The sequence below is a fragment of the Streptomyces sp. NBC_01476 genome, from assembly GCF_036227265.1.
Taxonomy (GTDB): Bacteria; Actinomycetota; Actinomycetes; order Streptomycetales; family Streptomycetaceae; genus Actinacidiphila.
In genome coordinates this window covers 7491042-7513842 of record NZ_CP109446.1, presented here as the reverse complement: position 1 = coordinate 7513842, position 22801 = coordinate 7491042, and the positions used below count along the sequence as shown (strand labels likewise).

The following is a 22801-nucleotide window of genomic DNA, read 5'->3' as shown; positions in this document are numbered from 1 at the left end:
GTGGCACTCCCCCTGGTTACTGCTAAAGTGAAAGTTACTTACTCCTATTTTAGCACTGACTATGGGGGCGGCGTCCGGCGTGCCCGCATCCCGGAACGGAACCATCATGAGCACCTTCCCCAGCGACTCCCTCGACGGCCGGCGCGCCCTGGTCACCGGCGGTTCCAAGGGCGCGGGCGCGGCCATCGCCCGCCGGCTGGCCGCGGCCGGGGCCACCGTGCTGGTGACGGCCCGCAAGCAACCGGACGACGTGGCCCCCGAAGGCTTCATCGCCGCCGATCTCGCCACCCCCGACGGGGCGGCCACCGTGGTCGCCGAAGCACACAGCCGCCTCGGCGGGGTGGACATCCTGGTCAACAACCTCGGCGGCTCCGAAGCACCCTCGGGCGGTTTCGCCGCGCTGGACGAGGACGACTGGAGCCGGGAACTGAGCACGAACCTGCTGGCCGCCGTCCGGCTGGACCGCGGCCTGCTGCCCGGCATGATCAAGGCGGGCAAGGGGGCCATCGTGCACGTCTCCTCGATCCAGCGCCGCATGCCCCTGTGGAACGGGACGCTCGCGTACGCCGCCGCCAAGGCCGCGCTGACCACGTACAGCAAGGGACTGGCCAACGAGGTCGCGCCGCACGGGGTGCGGGTCAACACCGTCTCGCCCGGCTTCGTGCAGACCACCTCCGCCGACGCCCTCGTCGCGCGGATCGCCGAGGAGGCCGGCATCACCGAGGAAGCGGCGCTGGACAAACTCATGGCCTCCCTCGGCGGCATCCCGCTGGGCCGCCCCAACCGGCCCGAGGAAGTCGGGGAACTGGTCGCCTTCCTCGTCTCCGACCGCGCTTCGTCCATCGTCGGCGCCGAGCATGTCATCGACGGCGGCACCACCCCCACCGTCTGAATCCCCGCACCGCGACGACCACCCGGGCCGGGCGGCCCGTGGGGACCGACCACCCCTCGGGCCGCCCGGCCCACCCCTCGGACCCCCCGGACCCCTCGGACCGGCACACGGACCGACGCTGCGGACATATCGGCCATTCCGACGAGAAGTGCAGGCCGGAGGGCGGTAGGTTGTTCGTATGGAATCGAGCGGCGCCGAGGGGCCGCCGCCCAGCCAGCGGCTGCTCAGGTCCCGGGCATGCCTGCTCGTGGCGGCGTTGCTGGGGATTGCCACTCTGCTGGCCGTTGACCTGGCAGGCGGTTCCGACATCCGGATCGGCGGGCTGATGGTCGCGGTGCCCGCGCTGTCGGCGGTTTTCCTGTGGCCCACCGGTGTCCTCGTGGTCTCCCTCGTCTCCATCGGCGGCATCGTGCTGACCTCGGCGGAGAACCGCACCCTCGACACCGCGAACTTCCCCGTCATCCTGGTCACCGGCGTCCTGGTCGGCGTCGCGTCGGTCACCGCCGCGGTCCTGCGCCGGCGGCGCGAACACCAGCTCGCGCAGGTCCGCAAGGTCGCCGCCGTCACCCAGCGCGCCCTGCTGCGGCCGCTGCCGCAGCGGCTCGGGCGGGTCACCATCTCCTCCATGTACCTCGCGGCCGACGAGGAGGCGGCGATCGGGGGTGACCTGTACGCGGCGGCGGTCACCGACCGGGACGCCACCCGGGTGCTCGTCGGCGACGTCCAGGGCAAGGGTCTGGCCGCGGTCGAAGTCACCGGGCTGATGCTCAGCGCCTTCCGCCGCGCGGTACGCGCCCGTATCCCGCTGGCCGCCCTGCCCGGCTTCCTCGACACGAACCTGCGCCAGGATCTGGTGGACATCGCGGAGGACGGCGATCCGGACTGCGCCTGGGACAAGAACGCGGAGCCCGGTCCGCGGCCGGCCGGCGACGACGGGCCGCCACCGCTCGAAGCCCACTTCCTGGAGCGGTTCGTGACCGCCGTGGTGATCGACATCGCCTCGGACGGCAGCACCGTGGAGGTCGTCAACTCCGGCCACCCACCGCCGCTGCTCATCCACGGCAGGGCCGTGCGAGCGCTCCTGCCCGACCGGCCCGAGCTGCCGCTGGGCCTGGGCGACCTCACCGGGCAGACGCAGCACGTCGACACCTACGGTCTCGACATCGGCGACATCATCCTGCTCTACACCGACGGCGTGATCGAGGCCCGCGACGCCAGGGGCACCTTCTACCCGCTCACCGAGCGGCTGGCCCGCTGGGCGCCGGACGGCCCCCAGTCGCTCCTCGAAACCATCAAGACCGACCTGTTCAGCTTCGTCGACACCCGCCTGGCCGACGACGTGGCCATGGTCGCCGTCCAGCGCGTCAGCTGACCCCCGCACACCGACGGGTTCGGCCGGCCCACGGGGAGCTGCGGCGCCGCGAGGATCCGGGCGGCCCACGGCGACCGGCGGCGACCGACCGCGACCGGCGGGAACCGAACGTCGACCGACGTCGACCGACGGAAAACGCCCGGCCGGGAGTCCCCGGCCGGGCGCCCGCGGCGACTGCTCGCCGCGGAGGTGTCACCGCGTGGTGTCAGCGGCGTCCGCCGCCGTGGCGGCGCCCCCAGGACTCACTGTCGACGACGCGGCCCCGCTGGTCGCGCAGGGTCGCGGTGTCCGTGTTGTCCCAGACGTGGACGCGCCGGTTCTGGTACACGTCATGGGCGGTGTCGCGGCCGGCCCCGGTGTGGACGCGTACCGACTGGCGCCCGCCCAGGCGCAGTTCGAAGGTGTACCTGGCGCCGTCGGCGTCCCTCAGCGTCCAGCCGCGCAGATTGACCGCGCTGCGGCTGGTGTTGGTGACGGTGACCCACTCCCCGTTCAGCGAACGGTTCGTGCGGTTGTCGGCACCGGGACTGTCGTACTGGACCTTGCCCAGCACCACGCTCGGGCGGGGCAGGTGACGGCGGTGGTCGGCGGCGGATGCCGGCATGGCTGCGGCGGCGACCAGGGCACCGGAGACCAGGACTCCGGCGGTCAGACGGGCGGCAATACGGGACACGAGGTTCCCCCATCATCTAGAGGCGGTTCCCGGCGAAGTGCCGAGGACGCAACTCTCTCCGACCCGCGCGCACATAGCGGGACCGACCCGACCTACGTTACGAAATCAGGACATACTCCTTGATGTCGGTTGGTGTTCCGCGGATGTCAGGCCGCCAGGAAATCCGCTGCGCGCCGGCCCCAACGACGCAGGTCATCAGTGGTCCTGGCGGTCTCGGCGACCGAGTCGGGGATGAGGGAGACCAGTTCGGCCGCCGTTGACAGGGGGTGTGCCGGGTCGTCGGCCCAGGGCAGGATCAGCACCGGCAGGCGCAGCCGGGCGATGAGTTGGCGGGCCGGCATGTCCGAGGAGCCCGCCCCGCGCAGCACCGCCGGCACCAGTGCTTCGTCCACGTCGACCGGCAGCGGCATGCCGGCCGCATCCTGGTGTGCGGGGCGGGACGGGCGCCGCACGCAGCAGCGCCTCCAGCGCCGCCGCACCGCGCTCCTCGACCAGGTCGGCCATCGACGCGTAGAGCGTGCCCTGGGGCGCCCTGGTCTCCCAGGCCGTGCCCGGGGCGGTCAGCACGAGCCGCTCGAAGCGGTCGGGAGCCAGTACGGCGGCGTGCAGCAGTGTCGCGGTGCCCAGCGACATGCCGATCCCGGCGACCATCGGGTAGCGGCGCGCCGCCCGCAGCCGCGGGGAGGGGACCGCCTCAGGTCGCGTACGGCTCCGTCACTGCCGGCCGCGCCTGAGGCGGTCCGTCCATCGGGGGCGTTCGTCCTCCCGCGGCGGGGACGGCGGACGCTCCTGGGTGCCCGCGCCGTCGGTGGGCGGGTGCAGGCCCTCCACGGTGTAGCGGGTCGTGGCGATCTGCTCCACGATCTGCTCGTCGGTGAAGTCCTCCGACCCCTCGACGTGCGGCACGAAACCGACGAGGACCCCGTCGCTGACGATCTCCGCCTCAAGGCCCGCGGTCCCGGCCAGGTCCCAGCGGGCTTCGAGCTTGCTGTCGAGGACCACGCGGATCCCGCATTCGTACACGCCTGTCCGGTCCAGATGCGCCATGACGTCGCGAGCCTGTAGCTGCGAGACCAGACGGCCGGCTCGATCCGCGTCCACCTGGAGCCCCTTTCACCAGCGGGTCCTCACGCGCGGGGCACGTCCCGCGGCCCGCGCGTCCTGGTTTCCAGGCTACTGCGGCCCCCCGGCGGCGGGCGGGACATGCGCGCCGGCCGTCATGCCTGGTCGGTCGGGCGGACGACCATTTCGTTGACGGCGCGGCGGCGCGGGCTGGTGGCGATGTACGCGACCGCGTCGGCGATGTCCTCGGGGTGCAGCTTCTCCACGCCGGCGAACATGGTGGCGGACTGCTCCTGGGCGTGCTGCTGCTGATGGCCGAAGAGCCCGGTGTCGACGGCGCCGGGCTCCACGACCGAGAAGCGCACATTGCTGCGGGTGTACTCCTGCCGCCACGACTCGGTCGCGGCCGTCACACCGAACTTGGTGGCGTTGTAGATCGCCACGGTCGGCGCCGCCGCCCGCCCGGCCACCGAGCTGATGTTGACCACGTCGCTGACCTGCCGGTCGCTGGTCTTGGCGGCGTCGAGAAGGTGCGGAAGGGCCGCCTTGGTCATGTACATCAGGCCCTTCAGATTGACGTCCACCATCGCGTCCCACTCGCGCAGCTCGGCCTGGAGTGTGTCGCCGTTGAGCATCACACCGGCGGCGTTCACGAGGATGTCGAGACGTCCGAACTCGCTGACGGCCGTCTCGACCGCGCGCGCCGCCGCGTCGGCGTCGGCGATGTCCAGCGCCGCGGTGACGGCCCGGCCGCCCTGGGCGGAGATCGCGTCGGCGACCTCGCCGATCTTGTCCTCGCGCCGGGCCACGAGCACCACGGCGGCACCCTCCTCCGCCAGCCGCAGCGCGGTGGCGCGGCCGATGCCGCTGCTGGCGCCCGTGACCACGGCGGTCGTTCCGTGCAGTCGTCCCTGTGATGCCGCCATCGGATGGCCCTTCTCCTGGTACGCACCGAAGCTCATGTACCGGTGCACTTACTTTAATGTAAGAAGCCACTCGCATTTGGTCAAACCAGGACTCCGGTCGCCGCGGCGGGCTACCGGGGGAAGCGGACGCCGGTCAGCTCTTCGGACAGAGCCCACAAGCGCTGCTGGGCACCGGTGTCGTGGGACTCGTCGTTCGAGCGGACGGCCTTGGGGTGGCCCTTGCTCTCCAGGAATCCGCCGGGCCCGTAGTACTGGCCCCCCGCCACCGCCGGGTCCGTCGCCGCACGCAGCAGCGGCCACGCGCCCTGCTCAGGACTCTGCATCAGCAACGGGCGGACCGCGAGGGCGAACACGGCGCGCCCCACCGGGCCTCGGGACGCCGTCGCGGCGCGCGAGCCCCCGGTGTCCGCCCCGCCGGGGTGGGCGGCGACCGCGATGGTCTCCGCCCGGCCGGCGAGCCTGCGCTGGAGTTCATAGGTGAACATCAGATTGGCCCGCTTGGAGTGCGCGTAGGCGGCGGTGGAGTCGTACGGGCGAGCGGTCCAGTCGACGTCGTCCAGATCCATGGGGCCACCTTGGCGGTGCCCGGCGCTGCTGACCGTGACGACACGGGAGCCGGGCACATCGAGCATCCGGTCGAGCAGCAGGCCGGTGAGGGCGAAGTGCCCCAGGTGGTTGGTGCCGAAGTGGAGTTCGAAGCCGTCCTGGGTCGTCCGCCGCGGGGCCTGCATCACGCCGGCGTTGTTGATCAGCAGATCGATCCTGGGGCAGCTCCCGCGCAGTTCGCCGGCGGCGGTCCGTACCGAGTCAAGCGAGCTCAGGTCGAGGCGCTGGACGCGCACCGCGGCGTCCGGCGTGGCGGCGGCGATCCCGGCCGCGGCCCGCTCGCCCTTGTCCGGGTCGCGCACCGCGAGGACGACGGACGCGCCGTGCAGGGCGAGCGCCTTGGCGGTCTCGAAGCCGATCCCGGTATTGGCTCCGGTGATCACGGCGGTACGGCCGCGCTGGTCGGGTACGTCGCGGGCGGTCCACCGCGTCGGATCGGGTCGGGGCACGGGATCTCCCTCAAGGTCGGCGACCTCGGCGGTCTGACGGCCGCCGAGCATGGTGAAGGCCATGGTGAATGCCATTCACCTGAGGTGAATAGTGTTAACCTCAGCGGCGTGACAGTCAACCGACGCCCCACCGGCAAGCACCACGGCGACCTGCGCAACGCGCTGGAGCAGGCCGCTCTCGCCCTGGTGGCGGAGCGGGGCCCGCACGGCTTCACCCTGGCCGAGGCATGCCGCAGGGCGGGGGTGAGCGTGTCCGCGCCCTACAAGCACTTCGCCGACCGCGATGCCCTGTTGGCCTCGCTGGCGCTGAAGGGGTACGAGGAGCAGCAGCGGCGCTACCGGGCCGCGACGGCCACCAGCACCGACCCCGCCGAGCAGTTGGCCGCGTACGCGGCGGCCTATGTGCGCTTCGCCGCGCAGGAGCGCGCGCTGTTCGACATCACCTTCCTGGCCGGCCTCGACAAGGGCCGCCATGAGGAACTGGCCCGGGCGGGCGCCGCCCTGCACGACCAGTTGCTGCCGGTGGCCCGCGCCGTCGTCCCCGACCGGGAGGCAGCCCTCGACCTGCTGATCCGGATCTCCGCCGCCGCGCACGGGCTGTCCCTGTTCCTGCAGCAGAACATGCTGCCTCGCGGCCGGGACACCCTGGCGGCTGTCGAGGACCAGGCCGCCCGTACCGCGTACGCCCTCATCGACCAGCAGACACAGACCTCAGGGCGCCGCCGCGCCGGCCCGGGACGGCAGCGGTGAACGGGGCGCCTCCCCTGCCGGCGAGGGCGGACACGCCGGTGCGGCCGTCTTCGGCGGGAACGGCCCGGGCGGGTCAGCGGGAGGGTCGTTCGAGGCCGGCCAGGATGCGGTCCAGGGCGCGGCCGGTGTCCTCGCGGGCGCGGGTCTGGTCCTCGGCGCGCGCGATGTAGAGACTCGCCTCGGAGATGAGCGCGGCCAGCATGCGGGTGAGCGGCTGGACCGCGAGTTCGTCGATGCTTCCCTGGCGCATCGCCTCGGTGAGCACGTCGGCCAGCAGGACATAGCCGTGCTGGTCGACGAGCGAGTCCCACACACTGTGGCCGAGCACCGCGGGGCCCTCGATCAGCACGATCCGCTGGAAGGAGGGGTCCGCGCAGGCGTCCAGGAAGGACTGGAAGCCCAGCCGGAGCGTGGTCCACGCGTCGTACTCGGGGTGCGCCCCGGCGCGGGCGGTCTCCTGCTCGATGAGGCGCTGGGCCATGTCCCGGGCGGAACGCTCCATCACCGCCCGGAAGAGATCGGCCTTGTCGCTGAAGTGGTGGTAGAGCGCGCCACGGGTCACCCGGGCGGCGGCCACGATGTCCTCGGTGCCGGTGGCCGCGTAGCCCCGCGCGGCGAAAAGCTCGCGCCCTGCCTCGACGAGCGCCTCGCGCGTATCGGCCATGTGGTCCGCTTTTCTGCGCCCCCGGGTGGGCTCGACTCGCTCCATACCTGCATCATCCCGCATACAGCCTGTATGTTGGATGCAGCGTGTATGCCGATGAGTACGACGCCCGGGATGCGGACCTCCGCGCCGCCGGACGCCCGCGAGCGGCAGCCGGACACGCAGGGGCCGGACCCCTGCGCCGAAAGACGGAGCAGTCGACCATGGCACTTCCGCTCAACCTGACCGTCAAGATCGGCAGCTATCTCCTGAAGCAGAAGCTGCGCGGACGCAAGAAGTTCCCCCTCATCGTGGAGATCGAACCGCTGTTCGCCTGCAATCTGGCGTGCAACGGCTGCGGCAAGATCCAGCACCCGGCCAGCGTCCTCAAGCAGCGCATGCCGGTCGACCAGGTGATCGGCGCGGTGGAGGAGTGCGGCGCCCCGATGGTCTCGCTGGCCGGCGGCGAGCCGCTGATGCACCCGCAGATCCACGTGATGACCGAACAGCTGCTCAAGCGGGGCAAGTTCGTCGTGCTGTGCACCAACGCGGTGCTGCTCCCCAAGCACCTCCACAAGTTCACCCCGCACCGCAACTTCGCCTGGATGGTGCACATCGACGGCCTGCGGGAGCGGCACGACGAGTCGGTGAGCAAGGAAGGCGTCTTTGACCAGGCAGTGGAGGCGATCCGGCAGGCCAAGGCGGCCGGTTTCACCGTCTACACCAACTCCACGTTCTTCAACAACGACAGCCCGCAGGACGTCATCGACGTGCTGGACTACCTCAACGACGACCTCAAGGTCGACATGCTGCAGATCTCCCCCGGTTACGCCTACGAGAAAGCGCCCGACCAGGAGCGCTTCCTCGGCGTCGAGCAGACCCGGCAGCTGTTCCGCAAGGCGTTCTCCGAGGGCCGCCGCAAGAAGTGGCGCTTCAACCACTCCGAGCTCTACCTGGACTTCCTTGAGGGCCGCGCCGACTTCGAGTGCACCCCCTGGGGCATCCCGTCGTACTCGCTCTCCGGCTGGCAGCGCCCCTGCTACCTGATGGCCGACGGTTACGCCGGCACGTACCAGGAACTCCTCGACACCACGGACTGGGACAAGTACGGCCGCGGCAAGGACCCCCGGTGCGACAACTGCATGGCACACTGCGGTTACGAGCCGACCGCCGTCCTCGCCACCATCGGCTCGCTCAAGCAGTCCCTGCGGGCGGTCGCGAGCCGCTGACCCGCAAGGCGCCGCGAGGGGCCGGACGCCCGGACCAGGTGGCTGGCCCGCAAGGCGCCGCGAGGCGGCCGCGGAGCACAGCCCGTCAGGGCGTCCCGGCCGCCCGCTCGTTGGCACGGTCGATCTCGGCCATGTGCTGCTCGGCCTCCTGGGCCCGTTCCTCTCGGCCTGACACCCGGGAGCACGACGAGACGGCGACCGGCCCCCGCGTCCGCCGACGCCCACCCGGAGCCGGCGTCCCGCCCTACGGTTCGATCAGCCCGACGCGGATCGCGTAACGGGTCAGCTCCAGCCGGTCCTTCATCCCCAGCTTCTCCAGCAGGTTGGCCCGGTGCCGCTCCACCGTCTTGACGCTGATGACCAGCAGGCCGGCGATCTCCTGCGAGGTGTGTCCCTCGGCCACCAGCTTGAGGATCTCCTCCTCACGGTCGGTGATGGCCTTGGCGGGGGGCGCGTCGCCCTCGCGGGCCCGGTCCAGGTCATGACGGATGAGCGCGTTGACAGCGCCGGGGTAGAGGAAGGGTTCGCCGCGCACCGTGGCACGGCAGGCCTCGACGAGGTCACGGTCGGCGACGGACTTCAGGACATAGCCGGAGGCGCCGGCGGCAAGGGCCTCGAAGAAGTACTGCTCGTTGTCGTACATGGTGAGCATGAGGATCCGCACTCCGGGCTGGACACGGGCCAGCTCACGGGCGGCCTGCAGCCCGGTCAGGCGGGGCATGGCGATGTCGAGGACGGCGAGGTCCGGATGGTGCTCGCGGGCCGCTTCGACGGCTTCGGCGCCGTCGCCCGCTTCGGCGACGACGGTGAGGTCCGGTTCGCTGTCGAGGATGAGGCGCACCCCGCGGCGGACCAGCTGGTGGTCGTCGGCGAGCAGGATGCGGGTCGGTGCCGCCTCGGTCATGTCAGTGACTCCGTGGGTGGGTGGGCACGGTCAGCCGCACTTCGCCGCCGCGCTGACCGTCGTCATGAACGTGGCCGCGGGGCTGCTCGTCGCGCGCCTGTACGGGTACGGACCGCGTTTCGCCGCGGAGATGGCCACCACGCTGCTCGCCCGGGGCGAGTTCGCGCTGATCCTGGCGGCCATGGCCACCGGCGCCGGGCTCGACGACCGTCTCGCGCCGTTCATCGCCGGCTACGTCCTCGTGCTCGCCGTCCTCGGCCCCGTGGCCGCCGGGCGTGCGGACCTGCCGGCCCGCGCGCTGCGGGCCGTGGGGGCGTGGCTGCCCAGCGCCCGCGCGCCGGCCGGCACCGCACCCGGCGACCGGGGCCGCGATGACCGGGCGGACCAGCCGGCACAGGCGGACCAAGCGGACCAGCCGGGGCGGCGCGACCGGGCCACGGTTTCCGGGTCGTCACGCAGTCCGCGCTGACCGTCTCCGCCGGCCGGGCGCGACGAGGGGGCGCGGGGAGGGATCCCCGCGCCCCCTTGCGGTGCGGCCGGGTGGGTCAGTTGAGGGTGAACTTCTGGGCCGCGGAGCCGTTGCAGTCGTAGATCTGCAGGCGGGTCCCGTTGGCCGTCGCACCGTTCGGCGCGTCCAGGCACCGGCCCGACTGCGGATTACGCAGCGAACCGTCCGCCTGCTGGGTCCACACCTGGCCACCGACACCGTTGCAGTCCCACAACTCGACCTGCGTACCGTTCGCCGTACCGTTGCCGTTGATGTCCAGGCAGCGGCCGAGCGTCTTCAGCGACCCGTCGGTCTGGTGGTACCAGTGCTGGTCGAGCGCGTAGTTCTGACAGTCCCACACCTGCACGGCCGTGCCGTTGACTCCGGTGTCGTCGGCGGCGACGTCGACGCACTTGCCGCCGGGGGCGGCGACCGGGCCGCCGGCGTTCACCGAGAACTTCTGGGCCGCGGAGCCGTTGCAGTCGTAGATCTGCAGGCGGGTCCCGTTGCCGGTCGCGCCGCTCGGTGAGTCCAGGCAGCGGCCCGACTGCGGATTACGCAGCGAACCGTCCGCCTGCTGGATCCAGACCTGCCCACCGACACCGTTGCAGTCCCACAACTCGACCTGCGTACCGTTCGCCGTACCGTTGCCGTTGATGTCCAGGCACCGCCCGATCGTGCTCAGCGAGCCGTTGGCGTTGTGCGTCCAGTGCTGGTCCTCGGCGTAGGACTGGCAGTTCCACAACTGCACGCCGGCGCCGTTGACTCCGGTGTCGTCGGCGGCGACGTCGACACATTGGCCGCCCGGGCCGGTGATCGTCCCCTGCGGGCCGTTGGGGACGTTCGTCTGGCCGGAGTAGCCGACCGAGACGACGTTCGCCTGGACCGCGTTCTCGGCGGCGTCGGTCGGATAGCCGGCGACCATCACGCCCTCGAAGAAGGTGCCCATGTTCCAGTTGCTGTTGTCGCCGCCGGTGCCCAGGATGATGCCGCCTTCCTGATGCATCGGCTTGTAGCCGCCGCGTGTCGGCAGGGAGCCGTTCCACCAGGTCGTCAGCCCGCCGGATTGGGAGTTGCCGCCCTTCAAGGCGTACGTCGTCTGCCCGTTGTTCTTCAGCACGGCGGTGACGAACGGGCTGTTGTTGCCGGTGTTCGCGGTGTTGGAGCCGTTGTCGCCCTGGAACATGCCGTTCTCCAGGTCGGCCTCGATCCAGGGGCCCGACCCGGTGCACGGTGCGAAGTAGCACGTGGTGGCGATGCTGACGGCGTCCATGTGGCCGTTGCCGGTGTCGGCGGGGGTGCTCTCGGCGTTGCCGTAGTCGAAGCAGCAGGCGGAGCCGACATGGGTGCCGCTGGCCACCATGTAGGCGCCCTCGGGCGCCCCGTTGACCGCGACGCCGGACGCCGCGCCGTTGGACCGGTAGCCGACACCCGGCGAGATCCAGATGCCGTACACCTTGTGGCCGCCGGCCGTCACCGAGATCTCACTGGCGTCCGCACCGCGGTCGGCGCCCATGCCGGCGGTGCCCGCCGGGCCGGGGTTGAGGTCGTTGTGCCGCGAGGTCTGGTCGTAGACTTTGTTGATACGGCAGGTGGTGGTCGCACAGAACGCGTCCTGCTGGGCGGCGTTGGCATAGCCGCCCGCGGTCAGCACCCCGATGTTGGTGCTGGCGCCGTCCGATGCCCGGGTGACCTGGTAGAGGGGGCCGTCGTAGGCGGAGAAGAGGGCGCGGGTAGTGCTGTGCGCGGCGACGCAGGGGGTGCCGGCGGCGCCGTAGATGTCGCAGGGCAGCGAACCGGCGGCTTGCGAGACACCGGGAAGAGCGATCAGGGCGCTGAGGACGACCGCGAGGGCCGCCACGGCTCCCAGCAGGGCTTTCCGGAGCCGGAGGACCGGTCGCACCGGGCCGCCCGGCACGGATCTTGTGGCGGCTGGACTCTTTTCGCGCATGGTGTGCTCCTGGGTGGGGGGAATGGAGCTCTCACTCGTCTTTGCCGGCGGCCGAGTTCACGCCGTCTCGACGGCTCGCTGGGAAAGTACGCGCACTGATTGATTGGGTCAATATTTGTTGCTTTGATTTCTCTCCCACACCGCCGGACTGTCCGAATCTGTGTGGTTCCGGCGGAGCGTGGGCACCTGGGTGCCGCCCCCGCGGACGCGGACCGGGGCGGTCGGGCCCCGGTCCGCGTCCGGCTCAGGCAGCTCCGGTACCGCTCCTGCGGCGCCGCACCAGGACCATCGCGCCCGCCCCTCCCAGGACGGCCGCGCCACCGGCGGCGGCGAGCACCGGCACCGCGCCCGACGAACCCGTCTCGGCGAGCGTTCCGGTGGCCGGAGCGGCCGGCGTGCCGCCCGGCGAACCGCCGGCGGTGGCGGACGGAGCGGGCGTGCCGCCCGGGCCGGAGCCGCCGCCGCTCTCACCGGGTGCGAGCACCTCGAACGAGGCATCGGTGGTGGTGCCGTCGGTGCAGTGCTTCTCCGGGTCCACATACGTGCCGCCGCCGACCGCGTAGCTGTTGCCGGGTGTGGCCTTGGCGTCGACCCGCAGACGGAACCTCAGGCCGGCGGACTCATGGGCCTGCAGATCGGTGTAGCCGTAGATGATGCCGGTTTCCCGGTACTCGTCCTTCCCCTCGTCCTTCAGGGAGAGCCATGTGCCGCGGCCCGCGTCCCAGAACTCCAGATAGGCGTGCTCGAACAGGTCCCCGTTCTCACTGGCTTCGCCGTTGCTGACGGTGACCGTCGCCTCGACCGCACCCACCGCCGTACTCGTGGTGTCGGTCACGTTCAGCGTGAAGGGGTACCAGCCGCCGCCCGCCTCGACCTTGGCGGGCAGCCCCTTGAAGCTGAAGCGGATCATCGAGAAGGGCCCGTTGCGGCAGGGGGTCGGCGACGCGCCGGCCGACGCGCTCGGCGAACCGGAGGCGGACGCCGAGGCGGAGGACGAGGCGGAGGACGACGGCGACGCGGAGCCCGAAGGGGCCGCACTCGTGGTGGTGGCAGAAGGAGAAACCGACGCGGCGGGAGACGTCGACGACCCGCCGTCCGCGTGGGCGGCGGTCGCGGTCAGTAACGCTGCCGGGACGAGCGCGGCGGTCGCGGCGGCTGCCGACATGGTGCGGCGAAGCTTCATGGGCGAGGTTCCTCGTGGGTGTGAGAAGGCGTCAGTAGTGCGTAGGGACACATGTGTGTGACACCTGTGACGAGGGCAGCGTTGTAGGCGGTCCGGAGATTTCTGCTTCCATCGAGGACGTGCCCGGCCGGGCAGTCCGGACGACGCCCTCACCCGCGGCGCCGGTACCGGCCGGGACCGGAACCCGGCCGACCCGGCGGCATCGAGCGGCCGTCGGCCGCTCTCCCTTCCGGGGGGAGCGGCCCGCTCGGGTTCAGCGGCCGATGGAGGAGGGGAGTCCTTCTTCGCCGGTGCCCCAGACGTCTTCGTGACTGTCGGACCAGTCGGTGCTCTGGGTGGTGGGGCGGTGGGGGCCGGTGCGGCGGCCCTGGCCGGTGGTCGGGGTCCGGCTGGGCAGTTCCTGAGGGTCTTCTTCCTCTTCCTCGAAGTCCTCGAACACATCCTCCGGCGGGGGCTGCTGCTGATACCCGCCACCATGGATGAACGCCCCGTCGGAGTCGTTCTCCTGATATGTCTCCCGGACCCGCTCCCCGCCCTGCTGACCCCCCTGCTGCCCCATCCGGGACATTCCCATCATCATCATCATCGGCGACATCATCGCGCTCAGCCCCGCGTCACCCGCCGCCGACGGCACCGCAGCGACCCCGCCCAGACCCTGCAACTCCCCGCCCAGACCCGCGGCAGCCGCCGTCGCCGGACTCGGCACCGCCTGGAACTGCCCCCCCGGCCCGGAAATCGTGCTGCTCCCATCAGGGAACCTCGTCGTGGTGAACCCGTTCCCATCCGTCGTCGCCGACGCACCCGACGGGAAATGCGTCGTCATCGTCCCGTCACCGTTGTGCAGATCCAAACCCCCCGAACTCCCGCCGAACGACGACGAGGTCGCCGGGACATGCACCCCCGACAGCCCACTGCCGCCCCCGACCGTCACCGGCGGCTGATCCCCGCCCAGACCGTCCAGACCCCCCAGCCCGCCCAGACCCGTCCCCGTCCCCGTGGCATTGGTGGCGGTCACCGTCCCGTCCGGGTTGACCGTCACCGAACTCCCGTCCGGATAATGCGTCGTGATCCCCCCGTTGTCCCCGATCGTGGTCGTCGACCCGTCCGGGTTGGCCAGCGACTGCCCGTCCCCCAGATGCGTCGTCACCGTGTGCCCGTCCGGCGTCGTCGTCGTCACCGTCCCGTCCGGACTCAGCGACGTACTGCTCCCGTCGGGGAAGTCCGACGTCAGACTCCCGTCGGCGTTCTGCGTCATCGTCGTCCCGTCCGGCGCCGTCAGATGCGTGATCCCGTCCGTCCCGGTGTTCTCCACCACCCCGTTGGGGAAATGCGTCGTACTCGACCCGTCCGGGAAGTCCGTCGTCAGACTCCCGTCCCCGTGCTGCGTGACCGTACTGCCATCCGGGAAATGCGTCCCGATGTCCCCGTTGTCACCGATCGTGGTCGTCGACCCGTCCGGGTTCGTCAGCGACTGCCCGTCCCCCAGATGACTGGTCAACGACGTCCCGTCACCGTGCTGGGTCACCACCGTCCCGTCCGGATCCACCGTGGTGGAACTCCCGTCCGGGAAATGCGTGGTGACACTCCCGTCACCGTTCTGCGTGACCGTGCTGCCATCCGGCGCGGTCACCTGCGTCGACCCGTCCGCCCCGGTCGTCTCCACCGTCCCGTTGGGGAAATGCGTACTGCTCGACCCGTCCGCGCCCGTCGTCGTCAGACTCCCGTCACCATGCTGCGTGACCGTACTGCCGTCCGGGAAACGCGTCGAGATGTCCCCGTTCTGCCCGATCGTCGTCGTCGACCCGTCCGGATTCGTCAGCGACTGACCCGTCCCCAGCTGACTCGTCAGCGACGTCCCGTCACCATGCTCGGTCACCACCGTCCCGTCCGGATGCACCGTCGTCGAACTCCCGTCCGGGAACGTCGTCGTGACACTCCCGTCCCCGTTCTGCGTAGTGACACTCCCGTCCGCGTTCCGCACCCCCGTCGGACCCGGACCCGAACTCGTGAACACCGGCGCCGACCCACCCGGCACCAGACCATTCGGCGTCAACCACGTCCCATCCCCCGTCTGCGTCGAGATCGGACCCCCACCATCCACACCCGACGGACCACCCAAACCGTTCAGGTTGTTGCCGAAACCGTTGAGGCCGCTGTTGATGTTGTCGCCCAGGCCGTTGAGGTTGTCCCCGAGCCCGTTGAGACCGCTGTTGAAGTTGTCGCCGAAGCCGTTCAGGCCGCTGTTGATGTTGTCGCCGAGGCCATTGAGGTTGTCGCCCAGCCCGTTGAGGCCGCTGTTGATGTCGTCGCCGAAGCCCTTGAAGTTGTCACCGAAACCGTTCAGGCCGCTGTTGATGTTGTCGCCGAGACCGTTGAGGTTGTCCCCCAGGCCGTTCAGGTTGTCGCCCAGGCCATTGAGGTTGTCCCCGAGCCCGTTGATGTTGTTGCCCAGGTTGTTGAGGTTGTTGTTCAGGTCCTCCTGGGCCTTGTCGGCCTTCTCCTGCGCGAGCTCCTGCTTCTCCTCCTGGAGTTCCTCGGAGAGCGAGGTGGTGCTGGAGTCCTCGAAAGCGAACGTCGTGTCCCAGTTGGGGTCCAGCACCCGGCTCCACGACTGCTGGAGGTTGGTCACCGTGGTACGGGCGGGCGTGTCGAGATTCGTCTCGATGTTGGTCTGCCACCGCTTCACCGCCTCGTTGGCAGCCGCCGACCACGTACTGGTGTCATGGAGATTGCCCCAGGTGGTCGCGTCCTGGTAGGCGCTCGTCGTGGTCCACTTCTCCGCGCGATTGGCGTGGCCGCCGTGCGTGCTCTGCGGCATGCGGCTGCCGGTCCACTGCATCCGGACGTTCGGTGCGTTGACCGTGGCGACCCAGTTGGTGATCTCCCGCATGACCTGCGCCAGGACCTCGCGGGTGTCACCGTTGACGGCGTCCGAGGTGGTGCTGCCGTCCGGGTGGGTCACCGGAATGGGCGTGGCGGTCTGGTTGAGGAACTTCGTCAGGTGGTCGTTCAGGTCGACCAGCGCCTTGTGCAGGTCGACCTGGGCGCCCATGACCGAGTCGCCGTGTTTGGTGCTCGACTGGTAAGCGGGCTGCTCCACGGAGGTGTTGGCCGGGGCGAACCCCGGCGGGACCAGCTCGGAGCGGTAGTTGTCGTACTTGTCGTGCAGGTCGTTGATCAAGTGCCAGAAGACGCCCGCCGCCTGGCCCCTCCACGCCGCGTTCTCGTCACCCAGACTCTCAGCCCACTGCTTGAGCGTCTCCGTGTGATGGGTGAAGAACGTCCCCGCGTTGTCGAACGCCTTCGCCAGCAAGGTGAACGACCGCAGGTCCACCCCGTTCTCAGGACTCGGCGCACCACCGTAGTCGGAGGTCGCGTTCGCCGTGCGGAAGGGCTCGTTGACCAGATCGGCCAGCGCGGCGGCGCTGCGCTGCCAGTACTGCCTGCCGTCGGTCTGGTCCTTGAAGGTGACGGTCGCCTGGTACATCCGCAGGTCGTCGTTCCGGCCCGAGAAGAACTGGATGTCGAACCCCATGCCGTCGCCGTGCTCGGCGCTCTGCGCGTGCAGGCTGAGGTCGAGCTCCTTGATCTCGACGTCCATCCACGGGATACCGCCGGCGCCCTTGCTGCCCTCGATCGCCGACCGCTCGGTGAGCGTGAAGCCGGTCATCAGGTTGATGATGTGTTCCCAGTTGTCTGCGGCCATGGCGGGCGCCCTCCGGTGGTGCGCTCAGGGAGTGCAGTAGGCGGGGATCGGACCGGGTCGAGTGGGGGGGGTGAGGGGCGGAAGAGTCGGCCGGTCCGGCTGGGGCGGGCGCGCTCCCAGTGCCGGACCGTGGAGGGTCGGTGACAGTCGTAGTGCAATCGCGCGCCAGCGTAAGTCCGCTGTCAACGCGTGTGCAAGCAAACAAATATGACGGCGTATCAGGATCTTGTGAATACGGATGCGCCGGCCGGAGCGGGAATACCGCCAGGACATTTCCACGACATGAGAACCACCCGTACTCGACCTTTCGGGAGGGCGGCCGGCGGGGCGGCGCCCGCCCGGCCGTTCCCGCACCGTCGGCCCGGATCCGTACCGCGTTCACCGGCCGGGATGCCGGGGCCGGCGCCTTCCGGGCCTGGGCCGGGGCGTGTTCGGTGCCGCCGCAGCGGGGCGTCGCGTCGTATACGAATTCCCGGCCACCGCCACCGCCTCTGCCGTGTCGCGGAGGACCAGGCGGTACGGGGACCCGCCGGCGCCGGCCCTGACCCGGCGCGGGGTACCTTCGGCGGGACGGCGCACGGGGCGGTGATCGCCTGGGGGGCACGCGGGTTTCGGCTGCTCGGCGTCGGGGGCACCTGAGCGGGCGCGTTTCGACGGCCGACGCCCTTTCTGCGTTCATCGGACGGACAGCGGGCGGGCACCGGACCCGGGCATGAATAGGCGCGCGTCCCCACTCGATTGCGCCGGCAATGCCGGCTCCGATGATCGGAATCCGTCATTTCTGCCCTCAGAACAGCCTCCGCCGTGCCGACCCGCTCCTACGTCACCTCCATCGCCGCCACTCAGGAAGAGATCCGCGCGGCACAGCGGCTGCGCTACAAGATCTTCGCCGAGGAGAAAGGCGCCGTGCTGCGCACACCGCTCCCCGGGCACGACATCGACGCGTTCGACGAGCTGGTCGACCATCTGATCGTCACCGAGCGCACCACCGGGGACGTCGTCGGCACCTACCGGCTGCTGCCGCCCGGCCGCTCCGCCCGCCTCTACTCCGACGGCGAGTTCGACCTCGGCGCGCTGCACGGGCTGCGGGACTCCCTGGTCGAGACCGGCCGGGCCTGTGTGCACCCCGACCACCGGGACGGGACCGTCATCAACCTCATGTGGTCAGGTCTGGCCCGCTACGTACTGCTCTCCGGGCACCGTTACCTCGCCGGCTGCGCCTCGGTGCCGCTGGCCGACGGCGGCCAGAGCGCGGCCGACACCTGGCTGCTGGGCACCACGAAGTACGCCTGCCCGCCCGAGCTGCGTGTCCGGCCGCTCGACCCCTGGACGCCGCCGCGGCAGCTCACCCCCCGGCCGGACGCCGCCTCGCTGCCGCCGCTGCTCCGCGGCTATCTGCGGGTCGGCGCCTGGATATGCGGGGCGCCCGCGCACGACCGGGACTTCGGGGACGCGGACTTCCTCGTCCTGCTGGACCTGGAGCGGATGAACGAGCGGTACCGGCGGTACTTCCTCGGCGCGGAACAGTGACCGCGAGCGCCTGGGCGGCGGTCTCGCCCTGTACGCCGGCCTGCGTCACCGAAGGCCCGCCGGGGGCCGGACGGGCGCTGACGCTGCGGCGGTACGCGGCCTTCGCCGCGACCCTCGCCGGGGCCGCGGCGGCCGGGAAACGGCTCGGGGAGGGCGCGGAACTGCAGGCGCGGGCCCGTTCTCTGATGGCCGACCTCGGTGTCGGCCTGTCGGGCGCGGAGGACGGGCTCGCGGTGCCCGGCACCAGGACCGGCACGCTCATCGTGGCCAACCACATCTCATGGCTGGACGTACTCGCCCTGCTGGCGACGCAGCCCGCCACGCTGCTCGCCAAGCGGGAGGTGGGGCAGTGGCCGGTGGTGGGCACGCTCGTACGCCGCGCCGGCACGCGGTTCATCGACCGCGAGGGCCTGCGGGGGCTGCCGGAGACGGTACGGGAACTGGGGGCGCTGCTGCGCTCGGGAGAGTCGGTGATCGTCTTTCCCGAGGGCACGACCTGGTGCTCGGTGCCGGGAGGCCCGTTCCGCCGGGCCACCTTCCAGGCGGCCATCGACGCGGACGCCCCGGTCCGGCCGGTCACGGTCACCTACCTCCGGCACGAAGTGCCCACCACGCTCCCGGCGTTCGTCGGCGAAGGCACCTTCGCGGCCTCCTTCCGCCGGGTCGCCGGCACCCGTGGCCTCTCCGTCCGGATCACCGCGCACGCCCCCTTGCGTCCGGCGGGCCACGACCGCCGCTCGCTGGCGGCTCTGGCCCAGGCCGCGGTGGGTCAGCAGGGGGACGGGGCCCTCCACGGGTGCCTCCACGGGGCACTCCCGGCCGGCACCGGATGAGGACAGGGCACCGGCGGGCCGTGCCGGTGACCGGGCACCGTGGCGCTCACAACCGCGTCACCAGCAGCGAGATGTCGTCCTGCTGACCGGCCGGCTGGGTCATGGCCCGCAGCAGGCCGTCGGCGAGTCCGCCCGGTGGCAGTGTGCGCAGCGCCCGTACGGCGCCGGCGAGCCTGGACAGCCCGGCGTCGATGTCCTCCTCGCGCCGCTCGACGAGGCCGTCGGTGTACATCACCAGGGTGTCGCCGTCGCGGAAGTCGGTGGTGGCCTGCGGGCGCGGTACGTGCTCCATCCGCACTCCCAGCGGCGGATCGGTGGCCTGGTCGAGCCACTCGTGGGTGCCGTCCGCGTGCATCAGGAGCGCCGGCGGGTGGCCGGCACTGCTGTACGTCAGCAGCCGGCTGGCCGGGAAGAGCTGGCAGGCGAACGTGGTGGTGGACACCGCCCCGTCCATGGAGCGCGCGTACAGGCCGAGCGTTTCCAGGGCGCCGCTGGGACCGTCGGCGACACGGATCGCCGCGCTGAGCGCGCTGCGGAGCATGCCCATGACGCTGGCGGCGTCGACCCCGTGGCCCACGACGTCGCCGACCGTCAGTGCCAGCCGCCCCTCGGACAGGTCCACCACGTCGTACCAGTCTCCGCAGGCGTTCATCCCCTTCAGTGCCGGCCGGTAACGCACCGCGATCTCGGGGTGTCCCGCGAGGTCCGGGGTGGCGAGCATGACCCGCTGGAGGGTGAGCGCCACGTCGTGGGTGCGCACGGTGGTCTCCTGCAACTGGGTGTTGGCCCGCTGGATCTCCTGTGCCCAGCTGAAGAGTTCGGCGCTCGGCGCCTCGGCCTCGGTCTCCGCCGGGTCCGCCCGGTCCGCCCGGTCCGTCGCGTTCCCCCTTCGCCGGGACCGGACGTACTCGGTGACGTCGTCGATCCGGTGGATGATCAGATCCACCTCTCCGCCCGCACCGGTCAGCGGCTGGTTCACCACGTTCCACCAGCGCGGCTCGAAGCGGCCGTCCGGCCGGGGGATCGCGAACCGGTTCACCAGCAGCATGCTGGTCCGCCCGGAGGCCATGACCGCCTCCAGTGACCGGCGCTGCACTTCGGCGTCGTGCGCGGCCGTGTCGCCCGGCTCGGGCGGGAAGGCGTCGAAGAAGCCGCGGCCGGTCAGCTCGGCCGCCGAGCGGCCGGTGGTCTCGGTGTAGGCGTCGGTGACGGCCACGATGGTCAGGTCCCGGTCGAGGACCACGCAGGCCGCAGGCACCGCCGCGAACAGCGCGGCGTAGTCCAGCCGCGGGCCCGCTGTCTCGTCCCCTGCCGCCACCGCACCTCCGCGCCGTTTCCCATGCTCTGCCGCCTGCCGGACCGCCCGGGTGCGGGCCGCGGCGCACGCCGTGCCCCGCACGCCAGTCAAACCCGCCGACAGGGCCCTGGGGCGCCGCCACACACACCACTCGCCCGGTCAGCGCAACCATGGCGTGCTGCGGCCCGCAGCCGGGACGGGGTCGCCGATGTCCCGGACCGACCGCGGGACCGCCCACGGCACCGCCCGCAGGACCGCCCGCATCGGCATCCCATTGGAAGGCTGGGTTTGCAAACCCACCCTTGGAAGGCTAGCCTTCCAAGTGTGAGTGAGACGAAGAAGGCCGGTGCCAAGAAATCCGCGGACGGCACAACCGCGGTCCGCGAGACCGCGACCCGGCTGCGGATCAGCATCGGGGCGCTCAGACGGCGTACCCACGAGGCCGCGACCGAGGGCGACCTGACCGGGCCGGAGCTGACGGCGCTGTCGCGGCTGGACCGGTCGGGTCCTGCCACCACGGCGGGGCTGGCCCGGCGCGAGCAGATCACCCCGCAGGCGATGGGCGCCACCATCGCCGCCCTGGAACAGCGCGGCCTGGTCACGCGTACGCCGGACCCCACCGACGGCCGCCGCTCGATCCTCACGCTCACCCCGGCCGGCCGTACCGCGATCACTCAGGGCCGCAGCGCCATCGTGGACAAGATCGCCGACGCGCTGGCCGAGTCGTTCACCCCCGAGGAGATCGCGATCCTCGACGCCGCCGCGCCGCTGATCGAGCGTCTCTCCGAGCGGCTCTGACCACCTGTTGCCTGCTGCCTGGAGTATGTGATGCCTGCCGCCGGATCGCCGGCCCGTCCCGCGCGGGCGCCCGCGGACACCGCACCGTGGGGCGATCGTCCGTTCCCGTGGAAATTCACCGCCCCGCTCTTCATCGGCTCGGCGCTCAACCCGGTCAACAGTTCGCTGATCGCGACCGCCCTGGTGCCCATCGCCCATGGGCTGCACGTGCCGATCGGGCAGACCGCGGCGCTGGTCACCGCGCTGTATCTGGCCAGTGCCATCGCCCAGCCCACCGCAGGCAAGGCCGCCGAAGTGTTCGGGCCGCGCCGGGTGTTCCTGGTCGGGATCGTGCTCGTCGCCGCCGGCGGCCTCGTCGGCGGCTTCGCCCAGAACCTGATCACGCTGCTGCTCAGCCGCGTGCTCATCGGCCTGGGGACGTCATGTGCCTATCCGACCGCCATGCTGATCATCCGGACCCGCGCGGGCGCGGCCGGCCTGGACCGGCCACCGGGCGGGGTGCTCGGCGGACTGCAGATCGCCGGCATCGCCACCGCCTCCCTCGGCCTGCCGGTCGGCGGTGTCCTGGTCGGCGCGCTGGGCTGGCGCTCGGTCTTCTTCGTCAATGTGCCCGTGGCACTGGTCGGCCTGGCCGCGACGCTGGCCTGGGTCTCGCCCGACGGCCCGCTCGACCGCTCCCGGTCCCCCCGCGAGATCGCCTCCCGCCTCGACCTGCCCGGCATCGGCGGGTTCGCCGCCGCGATGATCGCGCTGCTGCTCTTCCTCTTCGACCTGCCCGCCACCCACTGGTATCTGCTGATCGTCTCGGTCGCGCTGTGGCTGGCGCTGGTCACCTGGGAACTCCGGGCCCGCACACCGTTCCTCGACATCCGTCTGCTGATCTCGAACCGCGCCCTGACCAGTACCTACGTGCGCTACGGGCTCGTGCTCCTGTGCGTGTACGTCGTGCTCTACGGCATCACCCAGTGGGTCGAGACCGTACGCGGCCTGTCCGAGACCGCCGCCGGACTGCTGCTGCTGCCGATGACCCTGGTCTCCGGCCTGGTCATCGCCCCGATCTCCCGGCGCAATCTCATCCGCGCGCCGGCCGTCGTCGCCGCCTTTGCCTGCCTGGTCGCCTCGGCCGGCGTCCTGCTGCTCAGCGCCTCGGCGTGGATCGGCTGGATCATCCTCATCACCGTCGTCTTCGGCGTCGCGATGGGCGCCGCCGGCGCCGGCAACCAGACCGCCGTCTACGCCCAGGCCCCTGCCGACCAACTCGGCACCGCCTCCGGGCTGTTGCGCACCTTCGGCTATGTCGGGTCCATCGCCTCCTCGGCCATCACCGGGATCGTCTTCCACACCCACGTCACCGACAACGGAGTCCACCTCATCGGGTGGATCATGGTCGGCGTCAGTGTCGCGCTGGTCGCGATGACCCTCGTGGACCGCACCCTGCGGACCGCACCCGGTCAGTGAGCACAGCGGGGGCGGGACGGGGAACGCGCTTGGTGTTCCCCGCCCCGCCAGC

General features: G+C 71.3%; 20 protein-coding genes and 1 pseudogene. 10 read left to right on the top strand and 11 right to left on the bottom strand.

What is annotated here, in order from left to right; translation table 11 throughout:
- The first annotated feature begins 106 nt into the window (after window positions 1–106).
- Entirely contained in the window at window positions 107–892 is a 786-nt protein-coding gene (locus OG552_RS32700) for an SDR family oxidoreductase (RefSeq protein WP_329139170.1), read from the top strand.
- 178 nt (window positions 893–1070) lie between these two features.
- Window positions 1071–2264, top strand: a complete 1194-nt coding sequence (locus OG552_RS32695; RefSeq protein WP_329139168.1) for a PP2C family protein-serine/threonine phosphatase — start codon at window positions 1071–1073, stop codon at window positions 2262–2264.
- A 205-nt stretch (window positions 2265–2469) separates the two neighbouring features.
- On the opposite strand, the gene OG552_RS32690 is transcribed toward OG552_RS32695, so the two are convergent.
- The 5 genes from OG552_RS32690 to OG552_RS32670 form a co-directional block, all read right to left on the bottom strand.
- Window positions 2470–2937 carry a lamin tail domain-containing protein gene (locus OG552_RS32690; RefSeq protein WP_329139166.1) on the bottom strand — a complete coding sequence of 156 codons (468 nt, stop codon included), beginning with the start codon at window positions 2935–2937 and terminating at the stop codon, window positions 2470–2472.
- Between the two features lie 146 nt (window positions 2938–3083).
- Window positions 3084–3347 (bottom strand): hypothetical protein, encoded by a 264-nt coding sequence (locus tag OG552_RS32685; protein WP_329139164.1) that lies wholly within the window; start codon window positions 3345–3347, stop codon window positions 3084–3086.
- 304 nt (window positions 3348–3651) lie between these two features.
- Window positions 3652–4038, bottom strand: a complete 387-nt coding sequence (locus tag OG552_RS32680) for a hypothetical protein (RefSeq protein ID WP_329139163.1) — start codon at window positions 4036–4038, stop codon at window positions 3652–3654.
- 116 nt (window positions 4039–4154) lie between these two features.
- Complete coding sequence (locus OG552_RS32675; RefSeq protein WP_329139161.1) at window positions 4155–4961, bottom strand: SDR family NAD(P)-dependent oxidoreductase; 807 nt, start codon at window positions 4959–4961, stop codon at window positions 4155–4157.
- A gap of 74 nt (window positions 4962–5035) precedes the next feature.
- Window positions 5036–6055, bottom strand: a complete 1020-nt coding sequence (locus OG552_RS32670) for an oxidoreductase (RefSeq protein WP_329139159.1) — start codon at window positions 6053–6055, stop codon at window positions 5036–5038.
- Between the two features lie 33 nt (window positions 6056–6088).
- On the opposite strand from OG552_RS32670, the gene OG552_RS32665 reads away from it, so the two are divergent.
- Window positions 6089–6730: a TetR/AcrR family transcriptional regulator gene (locus OG552_RS32665; protein ID WP_329139157.1), complete on the top strand. Its 642-nt coding sequence runs from the start codon at window positions 6089–6091 to the stop codon at window positions 6728–6730.
- 73 nt (window positions 6731–6803) lie between these two features.
- On the opposite strand, the gene OG552_RS32660 is transcribed toward OG552_RS32665, so the two are convergent.
- Window positions 6804–7439, bottom strand: a complete 636-nt coding sequence (locus OG552_RS32660) for a TetR/AcrR family transcriptional regulator (protein WP_329139155.1) — start codon at window positions 7437–7439, stop codon at window positions 6804–6806.
- 158 nt (window positions 7440–7597) lie between these two features.
- On the opposite strand from OG552_RS32660, the gene hpnH reads away from it, so the two are divergent.
- Complete coding sequence (hpnH, locus tag OG552_RS32655; RefSeq protein WP_329139152.1) at window positions 7598–8602, top strand: adenosyl-hopene transferase HpnH; 1005 nt, start codon at window positions 7598–7600, stop codon at window positions 8600–8602.
- A gap of 244 nt (window positions 8603–8846) precedes the next feature.
- Here the strand turns inward: hpnH and OG552_RS32650 are convergent, their stop codons facing one another.
- Complete coding sequence (locus tag OG552_RS32650) at window positions 8847–9506, bottom strand: response regulator transcription factor (RefSeq protein WP_329139150.1); 660 nt, start codon at window positions 9504–9506, stop codon at window positions 8847–8849.
- Between the two features lie 43 nt (window positions 9507–9549).
- On the opposite strand from OG552_RS32650, the pseudogene OG552_RS32645 reads away from it, so the two are divergent.
- Window positions 9550–9975, top strand: a pseudogene (locus OG552_RS32645) (cation:proton antiporter domain-containing protein); the annotation flags it as partial.
- Between the two features lie 76 nt (window positions 9976–10051).
- Here the strand turns inward: OG552_RS32645 and OG552_RS32640 are convergent.
- Window positions 10052–11944 carry an arabinofuranosidase catalytic domain-containing protein gene (locus OG552_RS32640; RefSeq protein WP_329139146.1) on the bottom strand — a complete coding sequence of 631 codons (1893 nt, stop codon included), beginning with the start codon at window positions 11942–11944 and terminating at the stop codon, window positions 10052–10054.
- A 244-nt stretch (window positions 11945–12188) separates the two neighbouring features.
- Window positions 12189–12854 (bottom strand): LPXTG cell wall anchor domain-containing protein, encoded by a 666-nt coding sequence (locus OG552_RS32635; protein ID WP_329139143.1) that lies wholly within the window; start codon window positions 12852–12854, stop codon window positions 12189–12191.
- Between OG552_RS32635 and OG552_RS32630 the strand changes: the two genes are divergently transcribed.
- Window positions 12835–13188 (top strand): hypothetical protein, encoded by a 354-nt coding sequence (locus tag OG552_RS32630; RefSeq protein WP_329139141.1) that lies wholly within the window; start codon window positions 12835–12837, stop codon window positions 13186–13188. The two genes, OG552_RS32635 and OG552_RS32630, sit on opposite strands and share 20 nt — an antisense overlap.
- 192 nt (window positions 13189–13380) lie before the next feature.
- Here OG552_RS32630 and OG552_RS32625 read toward each other — a convergent pair whose 3' ends face one another.
- A complete protein-coding gene (locus tag OG552_RS32625) occupies window positions 13381–16833 on the bottom strand; it encodes an AAWKG family protein (protein WP_329139139.1) in 3453 nt (1150 codons plus the stop codon).
- A gap of 804 nt (window positions 16834–17637) precedes the next feature.
- Here OG552_RS32625 and OG552_RS32620 point away from each other — a divergent pair.
- Window positions 17638–18363 carry a GNAT family N-acetyltransferase gene (locus OG552_RS32620; RefSeq protein ID WP_329139137.1) on the top strand — a complete coding sequence of 242 codons (726 nt, stop codon included), beginning with the start codon at window positions 17638–17640 and terminating at the stop codon, window positions 18361–18363.
- Window positions 18360–19196, top strand: coding sequence for a lysophospholipid acyltransferase family protein (locus OG552_RS32615; RefSeq protein WP_329139135.1), 837 nt, complete (start codon window positions 18360–18362; stop codon window positions 19194–19196). The genes OG552_RS32620 and OG552_RS32615 overlap by 4 nt, the downstream gene beginning before the upstream one ends.
- Window positions 19197–19242: 46 nt before the next feature.
- Here the strand turns inward: OG552_RS32615 and OG552_RS32610 are convergent, their stop codons facing one another.
- Window positions 19243–20514: a PP2C family protein-serine/threonine phosphatase gene (locus tag OG552_RS32610; RefSeq protein WP_329139133.1), complete on the bottom strand. Its 1272-nt coding sequence runs from the start codon at window positions 20512–20514 to the stop codon at window positions 19243–19245.
- Between the two features lie 303 nt (window positions 20515–20817).
- Here OG552_RS32610 and OG552_RS32605 point away from each other — a divergent pair, with 303 nt between their 5' ends.
- A complete protein-coding gene (locus OG552_RS32605) occupies window positions 20818–21291 on the top strand; it encodes a MarR family winged helix-turn-helix transcriptional regulator (RefSeq protein ID WP_329139130.1) in 474 nt (157 codons plus the stop codon).
- Between the two features lie 30 nt (window positions 21292–21321).
- Window positions 21322–22749, top strand: coding sequence for an MFS transporter (locus tag OG552_RS32600; protein ID WP_329139128.1), 1428 nt, complete (start codon window positions 21322–21324; stop codon window positions 22747–22749).
- Window positions 22750–22801 lie beyond the last annotated feature (52 nt).

Coding starts and splice junctions, on each gene's coding strand:
- OG552_RS32700 (WP_329139170.1), top strand. CDS start 107: ATGAGCACCTTCCCCAGCGACTCCCTCGACGGCCGGCGCGCCCTGGTC.
- OG552_RS32695 (WP_329139168.1), top strand. CDS start 1,071: ATGGAATCGAGCGGCGCCGAGGGGCCGCCGCCCAGCCAGCGGCTGCTC.
- OG552_RS32685 (WP_329139164.1), bottom strand. CDS start 3,347: ATGCCGCTGCCGGTCGACGTGGACGAAGCACTGGTGCCGGCGGTGCTG.
- OG552_RS32675 (WP_329139161.1), bottom strand. CDS start 4,961: ATGAGCTTCGGTGCGTACCAGGAGAAGGGCCATCCGATGGCGGCATCA.
- OG552_RS32670 (WP_329139159.1), bottom strand. CDS start 6,055: ATGGCATTCACCATGGCCTTCACCATGCTCGGCGGCCGTCAGACCGCC.
- OG552_RS32660 (WP_329139155.1), bottom strand. CDS start 7,439: ATGGAGCGAGTCGAGCCCACCCGGGGGCGCAGAAAAGCGGACCACATG.
- hpnH (WP_329139152.1), top strand. CDS start 7,598: ATGGCACTTCCGCTCAACCTGACCGTCAAGATCGGCAGCTATCTCCTG.
- OG552_RS32650 (WP_329139150.1), bottom strand. CDS start 9,506: ATGACCGAGGCGGCACCGACCCGCATCCTGCTCGCCGACGACCACCAG.
- OG552_RS32640 (WP_329139146.1), bottom strand. CDS start 11,944: ATGCGCGAAAAGAGTCCAGCCGCCACAAGATCCGTGCCGGGCGGCCCG.
- OG552_RS32635 (WP_329139143.1), bottom strand. CDS start 12,854: ATGATCCGCTTCAGCTTCAAGGGGCTGCCCGCCAAGGTCGAGGCGGGC.
- OG552_RS32625 (WP_329139139.1), bottom strand. CDS start 16,833: ATGGCCGCAGACAACTGGGAACACATCATCAACCTGATGACCGGCTTC.
- OG552_RS32600 (WP_329139128.1), top strand. CDS start 21,322: ATGCCTGCCGCCGGATCGCCGGCCCGTCCCGCGCGGGCGCCCGCGGAC.